We start from the raw sequence: 14,667 nt of genomic DNA, 5'->3' as shown, positions 1-14,667 counted from the left end.
AAGATAATAATTTGTTCATAATTGGCAATCGGATTGAAAGCGCTTTTTTGATACAATGAAACCGTAGGTCAATTCTAATGCTGAATGCGGGGGATAAAGGTGGTATTAAATACAATAGTGAAATCAGACATTGAAATTGCACAAGACTCAAAGATGAGACCGATTGTTGAAATTGCCGAAAAAATTGGTCTAGAAGAGGATGATTTAGAGCTCTTTGGTAAATATAAGGCCAAAATTTCTAACGAAGCTCTTGCTAAACTGAGTACAAAGGAAAGTGGGAAAATCATCCTTGTCACTTCTATTAATCCAACACCGGCTGGCGAAGGAAAGTCGACCGTGACGGTTGGGCTAGCCGATGCTTTTAATAAGATTGGTAAAAAAACAATGATTGCCATAAGAGAGCCTTCCCTAGGTCCTACAATGGGTATTAAAGGCGGTGCGACTGGTGGTGGGTACTCACAAGTACTGCCAATGGAAGATATCAATTTACACTTTACTGGAGATCTTCATGCGATAACGACTGCAAACAATGCCCTCGCAGCATTAATCGACAATCATCTCCAACAAGGTAACGAACTTAACATTGATCAACGTAGAATTGTCTGGAAACGGGCGGTTGATTTAAATGACAGAGCCTTAAGAAAAGTAATCATCGGACTTGGCGGTCCTCTTCAAGGAGTGCCGCGGGAAGATGGTTTTGATATTACGGTCGCATCAGAAATTATGGCGGTTCTATGTTTAGCTGCAGACTTAAAAGATTTAAAGTTACGGTTATCACGGATGGTGGTTGCTTATAATTTTGATAAGAATCCGGTGACTGTTGGAGACCTAGGGGTTGAAGGTGCATTAACATTATTGTTGAAAGATGCGGTTAAACCCAACCTTGTACAAACAATTGAACACACGCCAGCACTAATTCATGGCGGTCCATTTGCTAATATCGCCCATGGATGTAACAGTGTAATTGCTACAACCACAGCAGCGAAATTAGCGGATTATGTTATTACAGAAGCAGGGTTTGGTGCTGATTTAGGCGCAGAGAAATTTTTACATATAAAATCGAGAAGTGCGGGTATTAAACCGGAAGCTGTTGTTATTGTTGCAACGATTCGTGCCTTGAAAATGCATGGTGGTGTAGCGAAGAGCGAGTTAGCAAATGAAAATATTCCATCATTAACGCTGGGCTTTGCGAACCTAAAGAAACACATTGAGACCATTCAGAGCTTTGGATTACCAGTTGTTGTGGCCGCTAACCAATTCATCACGGATACCAAGCAGGAGGTAGAAACATTACTTGAGTGGTGTAAAAGGGAAAATGTTCCTGTTGCCTTAACTGAAGTGTGGGAAAAAGGTGGAGCAGGCGGGATTGATTTAGCTAATACGCTTTTAGCTGTCATGGACAAGGAAAAAAATAACTTTAAACCGCTATATGACTTATCTGATCCGATCGAGAAAAAAGTTCGAACGATTGTTCAAAAAGTTTATGGCGGAAGCGATGTTGAATTTTCATCAAAAGCAAAAAAACAGTTAATTGATTTTGAAAAGTTTGGCTGGTCCCATTTGGCCGTTTGTATGGCGAAATCTCAGTATTCTTTATCTGATGATCCATCAAAGTTAGGCAGGCCATCGGATTTCAGTGTGACAGTCAGGGAATTTAAACCTTCAATTGGGGCCGGATTTATTGTTGCCTTAACAGGAGATGTCATGACGATGCCAGGTTTGCCAAAAAAACCTGCAGCTTTAAATATGGATGTCGATGAAAACGGGAATGCAATCGGGTTATTTTAAGAGGAGAGTCGAAAGTTTATGTTTGATCCAACCGCATTTGATAATATGAAAGTAGTGATTGAAGGGGCTCTTTATGATCTGGATATTAGTGGAGAAATCGTTATTACCGATCGAAACGATTCCATTAATATGGCTAAAATGTCGCGAAGATTTGACATGACATTTCGATTACCCGAAAAAAAGGTAAAAGCAACAATTGAACTGAAATCAGGTCTTTTTAATTTAGCAGCCGAGCTTTTACCATCTATACAATCAGAGGAGCAGGCAGGATGTATGTTAAGTCTGAAATTTATTGCAGCCAAAGAGGAATTGGACTTAGACTATTCCGCACTCAAAGCCCTTCTATTGGATATTTGGGGACCGACCAGAATAATAAATCAAAATGTTCTCTATGACCCGTTAAGTATTGACCCAGCTCATTCTCTTATAATAACGATTGAATTTGACAGACTGATTCATGAAGACCAAATTGAGGACTTAGTCGAAATGACGGAGTTTATTATCACAACGCTAAAGAGACTAAACGAGGAAATTAGTTGAAAATCCAAAACCAGCTTTTTATATTGGAAGCTGGTTTTGTTATTGTTCCTATAATATTTACAATATTCTAATTTTTATGTACGATTAATTTACATACTTATTTAAAATGATTAAAAAGGGGAGATGACGTTGGTCAAAACGGCATGGGTTACAGATAGCACTGCCTATTTAGACGATGAATTAAGAAATCATCCGGATTTATATACAATACCCTTAACAATTTTACTTGATGGAGAGGAATATTCAGATGGGATTGACTTAACATCTGCCCAATTATTTGATCGCTTAAAGCAGCTTAAAAATCCTCCAAAAACATCACAGCCTTCTATTGGGGCATTTCAGGCACTATACGAAAAATTGTCAGCGGATTATGATCATGTGGTTGCCGTACTTTTATCTGGAAAGTTAAGTGGTACGGTATCTTCAAGTGAGCAGGCAGCAAAATTGGTAGATATTCCGGTTACCACGTTAGATTCTAACATTCTTACTTATCCGATGACTGCCTTGCTTAAAAAGGGAATAGCCTTACTAGAAGCTGGTGCTAGTCTTGAATCGGTAGTCGATCAACTTGAAACAATTAAGAAAACGAACGAGACATATGTGCTTGTAGGCAGTTTAGAACAACTCCACCGAAGTGGCAGAATGTCAGGCTTGAAATTCTTTCTTGGCAGTATGCTTAATGTTAAACCAATTATATCCATCGTAGACGGAGCATTAAATGTAAAAGAAAAAGCAAGAAGCGAGAAAAAGGCGAAAGAGAAAATATTGGATTATTTACGATCATCCTATCAGCAGCATCACTTTAAAGAAGTATATATTTTATATGGATTACATGAGGAACAGGCTTCCAATTGGGAAAATGAAATCAAAAAGGAATTTCCTGAATTAGAGATAGTACATTGCCCCTTAGGAGCGGTAATCGGTGTACATGCAGGTGAAAATACGCTGGGGATTAGCTGGCACAATGGGTTGAAATAACTTTTTCTTGAACGGAGCATACTAATTTTGCATTTAATTTTAAATGAGAGGAAGATGCACAATTAGTAAGCAGGGTAGACAAAATGCGAATCAAACAAGAGAGCAAATTGAAAAACAAGACAAACGAAATGATATCGAACTCGGCAGTGAATTTCAGATTGGTAATACCAAATCGCAAAGTCAGAAAAAAAGTGGACGTCAAGCAAATAAAAAATAATCCCGTTTCTTCGGGGTTATTTTTTATTTGTTTTTCATGATAAAATAGCAAGGGTGAAAGTGGGTGTTCGAGAAAATGAAAAACCAAATGATAGAACAAACAGAAAATTATGTCCGCAATGAATTAGGGGAAGATGCTACTGGCCATGATTGGTTTCATGTGGACCGTGTTCGAAGAAATGCCCTACATATTTGCAAGGAAGAAACGGCAGGAAATCCGTTCATTATTGAAATGGCGGCCCTCCTCCATGACATATCAGATGAAAAGCTTAATGAAAGCTGTGAAAAAGGGGAAGAAAAACTGGAATCCTTTTTACAAACCTTACCGCTGACAGATAATGATAAAAGACATATAAAACAAATTATCGCAACGATTTCCTTTAAGGGTGGACAAACGACAACACTGTCCACGATTGAAGCAAAAATTGTTCAGGATGCTGACCGTTTAGATGCGATTGGAGCCATTGGGATTGCTAGGGCGTTTGCCTACGGCGGCAAAAAAGGGCAATCCATCTATGACCCGAGCATTTCAGTAAGAAATGAAATGACGGTAGAAGAGTATCGAAAAGGGAAATCAACAAGTGTTCATCATTTTTACGAAAAACTGCTTAAATTGAAAGACTTACTAAATACAGATACGGCACGAAAAATGGCAGAAAGTCGTCAACAAATGATGGTCACATTTTTAGGACAATTTTACCAAGAATGGGATGGACAAGTATGAAAATGCTCACAGTTGAAAATGTTTCAAAAACATATGGGGAAAAACAACTCTTTAATTCTATTTCCTTTACAATTGGGGAAAAAGAACGCGTCGGTTTAATCGGGGTCAATGGGACCGGTAAATCATCACTTTTAAAAATTATTGCGGGACTAGATACACCGGACGAAGGTAAACTCATCACGAGCAAAGATTATTCAATCACATTTTTAAACCAGCAACCGGAATTAGATGGGGATAAAACCGTCCTTGAACAAGTCTTTGCCGGGGAAGCACCCATCTTAAAACTGATGCGCTCCTATGAAAAAACTTTATTGGACCTTTCCGCTTCACCAAATGACACAAAAGTGCAAGAAGACCTTTTTCGTTTGCAAAAGCAGATGGATGCACTAAATGCCTGGGATGCGAGCACGAATGCCAAATCAATATTAATGAAATTAGGAATAGAAGATTTTACAAAAAGAATTGGTGAGATGTCCGGTGGTCAGAAGAAGCGTGTCGCATTAGCACAAGTTTTGATTGCTGAACCAGATTTACTTATTTTAGATGAACCAACCAACCATCTAGATTTTGATTCAGTGAAGTGGCTGGAAGAGTACTTAAGTAGATATAGCGGGTCGATTTTGCTTGTCACACATGACCGTTACTTTCTGGACCGAGTGGCCAATCGAATGTTTGAATTAGATGGCGGGGAAATATATAGTTATAAAGGCAATTATGCGGCCTTTCTAGAGGCAAAAGCGATTCGTGAAGAGAATGAGGCTGCGACTTTTGAAAAAAGAAAAAATCTTTTCAGAAGAGAACTTGAGTGGATCAGGCGCGGTGCAAAAGCAAGAACAACAAAACAAAAGGCCAGAATTCAACGATTCGAAGAGCTCGATGATAAGGTTTCAAGTGGAAAGCCAACCGCTGAGAAACTTGATATCACTTTAAATGGCAGCCGATTAGGCAAACAGGTTTTCGAATTGAAGGATGCATCCAAGCGATTTGGACCAAAAACGATCTTACATCACTTTGATTTGCTTGTGAAGCCTGGGGATCGAATAGGTATTATCGGGAAAAATGGGACAGGTAAATCAACACTGTTAAATATTCTTGCTAAACAAATCCCGCTGGATGAAGGGGAATTCGTCATGGGGCAGACGGTGAAAATCGCTTATTATACCCAAGAAAGTGAAGATATGGATGAAAATAAGCGGATGATTGAATACATTAAAGAGACAGCCGAAGTAGTAAATACCTCGGATGGGAAAACAATCTCAGCGGCCCAAATGCTCGAACGCTTTTTGTTTCCGCCATTTACGCACGGAACACCAATCCGCAAGTTATCGGGTGGAGAAAAACGACGTTTGTACTTATTGAAAATACTAATGACAGCACCAAATGTGCTTCTATTGGACGAACCTACCAATGACCTTGATACACAGACACTGACCGTTCTCGAAGATTATTTAGAGGATTTTCCAGGAGTGGTGATTACAGTTTCCCACGACCGCTATTTCTTAGATAAGGTAGCTGAGCAGCTTCTCGTTTTACAAGGGGAAGGGGCAATCGAATCCTTTTATGGAAATTATACAGAGTATCTTGAAAAGGAAGCAGCATTAGAGGCACAAAAAACAGTCACTGTTACCGCTAAGCCAACAAAACCAATTGAAAAAGAAAAAAAGAAAAGAATGACCTATTCAGAGAAAAAAGAATGGGAATCCATTGATGAAGACATCGAGACAACCGAAGCCCGCTTGGAAGAAATAGCTTCTGAAATGGCAAAGACAGGCAGTGATTTTACCAAGGCACAAGATTTAATGAAGCAAGAAACTGAATTGAACGAGAAACTCGAGCATTTAATTGAGCGCTGGTCATACTTGGCCGAACTTGCGGAAAAGGAATGAGGTGATCGTGTTGAGAATTAAGGCGATTGAACCAACGCCAAGTCCAAATACAATGAAAATCATACTAGATGAAGAACTTCCCATGGGGAAAAGCCATAATTATAAAAAAGAAACTGCTGCCGATGCACCAGCTAGGATTCAAGCCATCCTTCAAATTGATGGTATAAAAGGTGTTTATCATGTAGCAGATTTCCTTGCCATTGAACGAAATGCGAAATATGATTGGAAGGAATTATTGCCGCAAGTACGCCAAGCATTTGGAGAAAAAGCTGAGGAAATTAAACGAAACAATCAGATCAACGAACATTTTGGTGAGATCAAAGTTGAAATCCAAATGTTTAAAGATATACCCATCCAAGTAAAGCTGACGGACGGCACAACTGAAAAGCGGTTTGGCATGCCGGAATACTTTTTAAACGCTAGAGAACGGGCACAGCTGCCTGATGACCATTATCTTTTACTTAGAAAGTGGCAAAATCAAGGCGTCCGCTATGGAGATTTTGATCAGATCGGCCAGGAAGTGGTGGACGAACTTATTGCCGCCTATCCTGAGGTACGGCTTGAAGAATTGGTTGCAAAAGCTCAATCCACAGATCCTAAGCCGGAACAAAAATATAGTAAAAAACGCAAAAAAGTATCGGTAGAAGAGTTAAATCATCCGGATTGGCAAATTCGCTATCAGGTTCTGGAACAAATGGATGACCCTGAATTAGAGGATTTACCTGTCCTTGAAAAAGCATTATCCGACGAAAAGGCTTCGATCCGAAGGTTAGCAACCGTTTACCTCGGTATGATCAAGGAAAAGAAAGTACTGCCGTTACTATATAAGGCACTGAAAGATAAATCGGTGACTGTTCGCAGGACGGCAGGTGATTGTCTATCAGATTTAGGCTTTTCGGAAGCCACAGACGAAATGATGCAGGCATTACAGGATAAAAGCAAGCTTGTCCGCTGGCGGGCAGCTATGTTTTTATATGAAGCAGGCGATGCAAAAGCACTTCCAGCATTAAAAGCTGCCGAAAATGATTCGGAGTTTGAAGTCAGTTTGCAAATAAAAATGGCAATCGAAAGAATAGAAGGCGGCTCAGAAGCAAAGGGTTCTGTTTGGAAGCAGATGACGGAAGCCAGGAAGAGCGTTGAATAAAATTGCAAATAAGCAGTAGATTAGGTATTCTAAAGTGGATGAACCGAAACGGAGTGATTAAAATTGTCAAATGCATATGAAGAATATATGAAACAAATGGTTTTACCGATGCGTGAAGAATTAACAAGAGCCGGTTTTGAAGAGCTCTCAACAGCACAAGAGGTAGAACAATTTATGGAAAATGTGAGTGGTACAACGCTTGTTGTCGTAAATTCCGTATGCGGTTGTGCGGCTGGGTTGGCTCGTCCTGCGGCAACTCAAGCTGTCCTAAATAGCGAGAAAAAACCGAATCATATCGTAACCGTGTTTGCTGGACAGGATAAAGAAGCAACCGCAAAAATGCGTGAGTATTTTGAAGGAATTGAACCATCATCTCCTTCAATGGCATTATTAAAAGATAAACAAGTTGTTCATTTTATTCCAAGACATGATATTGAAGGAATGCCGATGGAATCAGTAATGCATAATTTACTTGGGGCATTCGAAGCCCATTGTTAATTATTAATTAGGATGTCAGCCGACATCCTCTTTTTTTTTTTGTGTTGAAGACGGAAATTTTTCCAATTATATGAAAAAAGCAGTATAATATTTTTATAGTAACTAATTTGAAATAATAATAGAAAATTGATAAAGAATAAGGTGATTAATAATGAATAATTGGGTCCGTAAAACGTTATTTGTACTAGTATCCGTTTTAACATTTGGACTTGTTACACCAACACAATTAATGGACCATATAAAAGCAGAGAATTTCACCGATCTTGATGCGTTTGAATCGCCGTCAGCAGAAAATACATATGGACAACTGAACAATTTTGAGGAAGAATCCGAGTTTAATAGAGACAAATTTATAGAAGATCTGATGAAACTAGCAGAAATCCAGTCTTATCAGAAATTTGGTACCAAAATAAAACCTGTCATCGAAAATGAATTTAAAGAAATTATTTTACCGAATATCGAAAGTGCGCTTGAGGAAATGGCCATTCAATTTCCTGAAGAAGATTTAAAAAATCTCACTATTACAGAACAACCCGGAGCAGGCCATTCGGAGAAAATATTTAATATTAAAAATCGAGGTACTGATAAAGATGTCCTTCGTTTCCATGTGAGACGGGATAATCCGCCACAAGAAGGCTACTGGTTTAATTTTCATTATCACACCTATCACGATGATTTTCAGAACCACCATGAATTGGGCGCCATTTATTGGGCTAAAAATACACCACCCAAATGGATGAGTTAAGTGATTTGCTAATAAGCACAAAAAAAATTTATTATAATAATTGAAACCTTTTTATGACAAACTCGTAAATAGACTATTACTTAAATTGGAGGAATGAAAAATGGCAGTAAGTTTATCAAAAGGTCAGAAAGTTGATTTAACAAAAACCAATCCAGGATTAACAAATGTGGTCGTTGGACTAGGTTGGGACACGAACAAATATGATGGCGGCAATGATTTTGACCTAGATTCTTCCGTTTTCTTATTGGGGGAAAATGGGAAAGTAACGAATGAAACTGACTTTATTTTCTATAATAATCCTCAAGGGGCAAATGGTGCTGTAGTACATACTGGTGATAATCGAACAGGCGCTGGCGATGGTGATGACGAGGGTGTAAAAGTAAATCTTACATCGATTCCTGCTAATATTCAACGCATTGCTTTTACTATTACAATTCATGATGCCGATAGCAGAAACCAAAACTTTGGACAGGTTTCAAATGCCTATGCCCGTATCTATAATGAAGCTAATGGGGAAGAATTAATTCGCTATGATTTAGGTGAGGACTTCTCGATTGAAACAGCCATTGTTGTCGGTGAATTATATCGCCACAATGGTGAATGGAAGTTCAGTGCCATCGGCAGCGGTTATCAAGGCGGATTAGCAGCACTTGCTACAGACTTCGGCTTACAAATTGGTTAATTATTAATTGTAAAAGATCCAGTTTCATACTGGGTCTTTTTACAAAAACTTTCTTAACAACTTGGGAGGAATTATTCTAAATGTCAGTTATTAATCATATCTTGGACACATATGCACAATTTTTTGATTTAGATATGTGGGGTAAGATATTAGTAGATCCGGTCAGCTGGGGACTTATTGGAACACTTATTATTTTAGAAGGTTTGCTTTCTGCAGATAATGCTCTTGTTTTAGCCGTAATGGTGAAACACTTGGAGCCTCAAAAGCGGAAAAAAGCTTTGTTTTACGGTTTATTAGGAGCATATATATTCCGATTTATCGCAATTGGAATTGGAGTATACTTAATCAAGTTTTGGGTCATCAAAGCTCTTGGGGCAGCGTATCTAGCTTGGTTGGCGATTAAGTATTTCATCGATAAGCGAAAAGGCGATACTGGTCATGATGAAGAGGAAGCAGAAGGAATTAATCAAGGTGGTTTACTAATCCGTTTATTTGGAACTTTCTGGGGAACCGTAGCAGCTGTTGAATTAATGGATATTGCTTTCTCCGTCGATAGCGTTCTTGCTGCATTTGGGGTCAGCAACCAAGTTTGGATTCTGTTTGTAGGTGGTATCCTCGGTGTGTTAATGATGCGAGGTGTCGCTGGTGTATTCCTTACCTTAATTGACAGAATTCCAGAACTTGAAACCACTGCTTATATCTTAATCCTGATTATTTCTATTAAGATGGCATTAACTTTACCGTTATTTAACATTCATATTGAATCATTACATTTCTTTATCATTCTCGCTATAACATTTGGCGCTACCTTTATTGTTCACTTCATGAATAAAAAGAAAGAAGCCAGTAAACAAAACCAATCATAAACTATTGATTAAAAAGGGGAGCTGACGAGAGTCCGTCTCCTCTATTTTTTAGCTTTAAAAGAGGAGAAATTGGTTATGGAATTTTTTACATACTTTTACGAGGATGAAATTAAACGCTTCTTCTATCAAAAACCGCAGACATTTACTAAATATTCTAACCTCGAACTCCTATCCTATGGTTTGGGAGCTACTCTTTATATGCCAGCAACACGCCCTAATATTCATCAAGAAATATTATCTAAAAAGCATGAAGGATTAACTTCTCTTGTCATCGACTTGGAAGATGCCGTAGGGGATCACGAGGTAATGGATGCGGAGGCAATGCTCATCCATGAATTGGTAATGTTACATGCAGAAATTAATAAGGGATTTCTAAGCTATAGGGATCTCCCACTAATGTTTATCAGAATTCGAAATCTCGAGCAGTTTAAAAGGGTAACCGCTCAATTAACTGATGCCATTCATCTTCTAACAGGGGTAGTGCTTCCAAAATTCAGCGCCGAAACAGGTGAAGAACTATTATTAGAGGTAAGTCGAATTCATACTAATCAGCATCCATTTTATGCTATGCCGGTTTTGGAGACAGCTAAGGTCATCCAAAAAGAAACAAGAATGGAAGAATTAATAAGTATAAAAAAACTGCTTGATCGCTTCAAGGAACATATTCTAAATGTCCGGATTGGGGCGACCGATTTTAGTGGATTATATGGAATACGCCGAAGTGCAGATACAACGGTGTATGATATTGCTGTTTTGAGAGATTGCATTTCTGACATAATCAATGTCTTTCAACGTTTTGACAGTCCTTACGTTGTTTCTGGTCCTGTCTGGGAGTATTTTTCTTCAAAAAAAAGAATGCTCAAGCCACAGTTAAGGCAAACCCCTTTTCGTGAAAGGTATGGCGATGAAGGGCTGAAATGGCGGGCGAAGTTAATTGATGATCATATGGATGGATTAATTCAGGAAATCCTCATGGATATCGCAAACGGGCTAACTGGAAAAACGATCATCCATCCTACACATATCAAAGTCGTTCAAGCCCTTAATGTGGTTTCCTACGAAGAATTCATTGATGCCAGCAATATCATTGCAGCAACAACAGGGGAAATTGGTGTAATGAAAAGTAATTTTGAAAATAAAATGAATGAGATTAAACCTCACTATTATTGGGCTAAGAAAACCATCTTAAAATCAAAGTTATACGGGGTGCTGCATGAAGAATTCACAACCATCGACCTTATTAAAAAAGAAGTATACGTATAATATTTTAGAATCGATTGAAACCGGGATAGAAGTGACTAAAAATCCGTATGAGTTATCCATCCAAGAGTTATTCACCATGGCGGCAAGGATAAATAAGAAGCGTTCGTTCCTTTTCGTAAGTAAGGTGCTTGGTAAACATATCCCGATAAATCCCCATAAAGGGCTGTTGACTGCTGCCCTCCTAGGTGCCAGATATTTAGAAATGGTTCAGGGAATCAAATATGTAGAAACGGAGAAACTATTAACCTCATTTAATAGAGAAGAATTATACAAGAGTAGTGCGTTTATTCCTACACATGTTAGTCCAGTAGTGATTGGCTTTGCTGAAACGGCCACAGCACTGGGGCATGCCTTCTTTGATTGTTTTCAAAACGCCGAATATTTCCATACCACTCGGGAAGAAATCAAGCAGTTGAGACCGGAAATTACCTTTGAAGAAGAGCATTCTCATGCAACATCCCACCGCTGCTATATTCCGTTAGAGATGATTCAAAATGAACGAGAAATAATCCTTGTTGATGATGAATTGACCACTGGTAAAACGGCCTTAAATATTATCAAATCCATTCATAATAAATTCCCGAGACGTTTTTATACGATCGTTTCCATTTTGGATTGGCGTTCAAAACAAGATCGAAAAAGATTTCAACAGTTTCAACAGGAACTTGGTATAAAAATTAATGTCGTAAGTTTGATAACGGGTACGGTACAGGTGAAGCAGATGCGAGAAATAGCAAACCACTCGCCAATCACCGAAAGGAAAGAGTGTGCTAAGGCAACCGTAGAATGGGTTGACATATCTTCTTTTTTTTCGAAAACAACCTTATCAGTGGATAACCCAATGAATCAATCAGCATTTATTTACGAAACAGGTCGATTTGGTCTGAGTAGTTCAGAAAATAATAATCTTCACCATATAGCCTCTCTAGCTGCGGCGAAATTGAATCAAAAAAGATCGGGGAATAAGACTCTTTGCTTAGGAACGGGAGAGTTTATGTATCTTCCCATGAAACTCGCATCTCTCATGGGCAATGGGGTTTTTTATCAATCGACCACCCGCAGCCCTATCTTCATCGAAAACAAAGTGGGTTATGGGGCAAGGTTCGGTGTATCTTTTCCAAATCCGGAAGACCTATCGATTACACACTTTGTTTACAACATCCCACCAGGATTCTACGATGAACTATTTATCTTTATGGAAAGAAAAGTAGAATTAGAGAGTTTACAGCCGCTCCTGAAGGAACTGGAAAAATTACAAATAAAGATGATTAAGCTTGTCTATTTTTCTAATAATCGAGGGGAACAAGATGAAAAGCACAACCAATAAACCAGCAAGCATTGGAAGTTATAAAGTGGAGGACGTTCAATTTCTATTAAAGGATTTAAGTGAGATTTCCCTAGAGGATACCACTGAGAATCGAGAAATACAGGTTCAATCAGGTGTTCACTACAGTGAATCATTACCAATTGAGTACCAGCCGCCAAAAGCCTATGTGGAATTATTCTGGTCCACTCTCAAGGAGTATAAGCAAAAAGTGGCCTTATGCATTGGGATTGTGTCCGAACGAATCTATCAATCGAAAGGTGATAAGACCGTGCTAGTGTCCCTTGCACGTGCAGGAACACCGGTTGGAATTTTGATAAAAAGATATATGCACATGAACTACCATGTTTCAGTGCCGCATTATAGTATATCTATCATTCGTGATAGAGGGATCGATGAAAATGCCTTAAAGTACATTTTAACTCAACATCCTAATGCTGAAATTCAGTTTGTTGATGGGTGGACGGGTAAGGGGGCCATTTCGAAAGAATTGACAAAAGCTTGTCACGAGTTCAAAAAAAAATATGGGGTCTCACTGGATGACACATTGGCAGTCATTGCCGACCCCGGCTACTGTACGACATTGTTTGGAACAAGGGAAGATTTTTTAATCCCAAGTGCTTGTCTTAACTCAACCGTATCTGGGTTGGTAAGCAGAACCGTTTTAAATGATCAATATATAAGCAAGGATGATTTCCATGGAGCGAAGTATTACCAGGAATTGATTTCCATCGATGTTTCCAATGAATATATTGATTTGATTAGTAGGGAATTTGAAAGCATTTCGGAGGAAGCGGCTGGAGTCGCTCGAAACATGGTTGACGAAAGAATAGAAACGGGATTCCTAGGGATGGAGGACGTCAAACGAATTCAAACTGAATTTGGAATTGAAAGCCCTCATTTTATTAAACCAGGTGTTGGAGAAACCACGCGCGTATTACTTCGCAGGGTTCCTTGGAAAATTCTGATGCGGGATCCTTCAAGTCCATTCGTCAAACATATTCTGATGCTCGCAGAAGAAAAGGGAGTAGAAGTTGTACCATATCCAAATTTAAAGTATTTATGCTGCGGCTTAATTAAATCGGTTAAGGAGAGTAACCCATGATTTTTGCATCTGACCTAGACCGTACTATAGTTTATTCGCAACGGGCGATCGAGGATCTGGGTAACGATGATCCGGTCGTCCTTAAACCAGTTGAAAGAAAAGATGATAACTGGGTTGCCTATATGACTGAAACATCCTTTTCAGCATTAAAAGAGTTAGCAATGAATAGTTTATTTATTCCTGTTACCACAAGAACAACAGAACAATTTAACCGTTTTCATATTTTTAAGGATGACATTCCAATTAAATATGCAATCACTTCAAATGGGGCTAATATCATTTATCAGGGTTTGTTGTTGAAAGATTGGTCAGTGCATATTATCGACCGTATGACGGAGGAATCAGTTCCTCAAAATGAACTGCTTGCTAAGCTAAAAAAGGAAGGATTCCAATTTGATGGGCAAATGAAGCAGGCGGAGAATTTATTTTTCTATTTCGTTTTAAACAGTCTTCCACCTGCTTCTGATCTCCAAGTAATTCATGAAGTGGCAGTTCTAAATGGTTGGAGAATATCCTTACAAGGGAGAAAACTCTACCTTATCCCTCGAGCAATTAACAAAGGGGACGCACTTGAATTTATCTCAAAACGAGAAGGATTGAAAGTATTGGCTGGTGCGGGTGATTCCATACTAGATTGGGACTTCCTAAAAAACTGCCTCTATCGTTTTGTCCCGGCCCATGGGGAACTGGCAAGGGTGTCAGGCACCAATGATTATACTCTGACAAAAAATAAGGGGATCGTTGCAGGGGAGGAAATTATCCTGCAATTTCTACAACTGCTTCGTCTTACAGTTTAATCTTTTTCTCTTTTCGAGTAAAAATGAAAAAATAAACACAGGAAAATATACTATACGTTCCTAAACAGAATAGGACCGACAAGGCTAATGATTGCAATATTGGAGATAGTA

At 38.8% G+C, this 14,667-nt stretch carries 14 protein-coding genes; all 14 read left to right on the top strand.

The annotated features are described in order from the left end of the window. Positions 1-99 precede the first annotated feature (99 nt). The gene (locus ACE198_RS06110) at positions 100-1,788 is read left to right on the top strand and encodes a formate--tetrahydrofolate ligase (protein WP_375374995.1); all 1,689 of its coding nucleotides are present in this window, start codon (positions 100-102) and stop codon (positions 1,786-1,788) included. A gap of 18 nt (positions 1,789-1,806) precedes the next feature. Next, entirely contained in the window at positions 1,807-2,328 is a 522-nt protein-coding gene (locus ACE198_RS06105; protein ID WP_375374994.1) for a hypothetical protein, read from the top strand. 129 nt (positions 2,329-2,457) lie between these two features. Then, positions 2,458-3,306, top strand: coding sequence for a DegV family protein (locus tag ACE198_RS06100; protein WP_375374993.1), 849 nt, complete (start codon positions 2,458-2,460; stop codon positions 3,304-3,306). Between the two features lie 292 nt (positions 3,307-3,598). Further along, positions 3,599-4,246 carry an HD domain-containing protein gene (locus tag ACE198_RS06095; RefSeq protein WP_375374992.1) on the top strand — a complete coding sequence of 216 codons (648 nt, stop codon included), beginning with the start codon at positions 3,599-3,601 and terminating at the stop codon, positions 4,244-4,246. After that, entirely contained in the window at positions 4,243-6,132 is a 1,890-nt protein-coding gene (locus ACE198_RS06090) for an ABC-F family ATP-binding cassette domain-containing protein (protein ID WP_375374991.1), read from the top strand. Before ACE198_RS06095 ends, ACE198_RS06090 begins: the two co-directional genes overlap by 4 nt. 10 nt (positions 6,133-6,142) lie before the next feature. Next, the gene (locus ACE198_RS06085; protein ID WP_375375059.1) at positions 6,143-7,276 is read left to right on the top strand and encodes a conserved virulence factor C family protein; all 1,134 of its coding nucleotides are present in this window, start codon (positions 6,143-6,145) and stop codon (positions 7,274-7,276) included. A 63-nt stretch (positions 7,277-7,339) separates the two neighbouring features. Further along, positions 7,340-7,774: a BrxA/BrxB family bacilliredoxin gene (locus ACE198_RS06080; protein ID WP_098571941.1), complete on the top strand. Its 435-nt coding sequence runs from the start codon at positions 7,340-7,342 to the stop codon at positions 7,772-7,774. 151 nt (positions 7,775-7,925) lie between these two features. Next, positions 7,926-8,519 carry a YpjP family protein gene (locus ACE198_RS06075; protein WP_375374990.1) on the top strand — a complete coding sequence of 198 codons (594 nt, stop codon included), beginning with the start codon at positions 7,926-7,928 and terminating at the stop codon, positions 8,517-8,519. A 100-nt stretch (positions 8,520-8,619) separates the two neighbouring features. Next, positions 8,620-9,201, top strand: a complete 582-nt coding sequence (locus tag ACE198_RS06070; RefSeq protein ID WP_251456858.1) for a TerD family protein — start codon at positions 8,620-8,622, stop codon at positions 9,199-9,201. An 80-nt stretch (positions 9,202-9,281) separates the two neighbouring features. Beyond that, positions 9,282-10,067 carry a TerC family protein gene (locus tag ACE198_RS06065; protein ID WP_251456857.1) on the top strand — a complete coding sequence of 262 codons (786 nt, stop codon included), beginning with the start codon at positions 9,282-9,284 and terminating at the stop codon, positions 10,065-10,067. A gap of 75 nt (positions 10,068-10,142) precedes the next feature. Further along, complete coding sequence (locus ACE198_RS06060) at positions 10,143-11,330, top strand: HpcH/HpaI aldolase/citrate lyase family protein (protein ID WP_375374989.1); 1,188 nt, start codon at positions 10,143-10,145, stop codon at positions 11,328-11,330. Further along, positions 11,281-12,657, top strand: a complete 1,377-nt coding sequence (locus tag ACE198_RS06055) for a phosphoribosyltransferase family protein (protein WP_375374988.1) — start codon at positions 11,281-11,283, stop codon at positions 12,655-12,657. The genes ACE198_RS06060 and ACE198_RS06055 overlap by 50 nt, the downstream gene beginning before the upstream one ends. After that, positions 12,638-13,759 (top strand): cysteine protease StiP family protein, encoded by a 1,122-nt coding sequence (locus tag ACE198_RS06050; RefSeq protein ID WP_375374987.1) that lies wholly within the window; start codon positions 12,638-12,640, stop codon positions 13,757-13,759. The genes ACE198_RS06055 and ACE198_RS06050 overlap by 20 nt, the downstream gene beginning before the upstream one ends. Next, complete coding sequence (locus tag ACE198_RS06045; protein WP_375374986.1) at positions 13,756-14,556, top strand: hypothetical protein; 801 nt, start codon at positions 13,756-13,758, stop codon at positions 14,554-14,556. The genes ACE198_RS06050 and ACE198_RS06045 overlap by 4 nt, the downstream gene beginning before the upstream one ends. Positions 14,557-14,667 lie beyond the last annotated feature (111 nt).

Origin of the sequence: Neobacillus sp. KR4-4, from assembly GCF_042136325.1 — a bacterium.
Lineage (GTDB): Bacteria > Bacillota > Bacilli > Bacillales > Cytobacillaceae > Neobacillus.
Note: the sequence above shows the minus strand (reverse complement) of the source record. Positions and strands in the feature narration are given on the sequence as shown.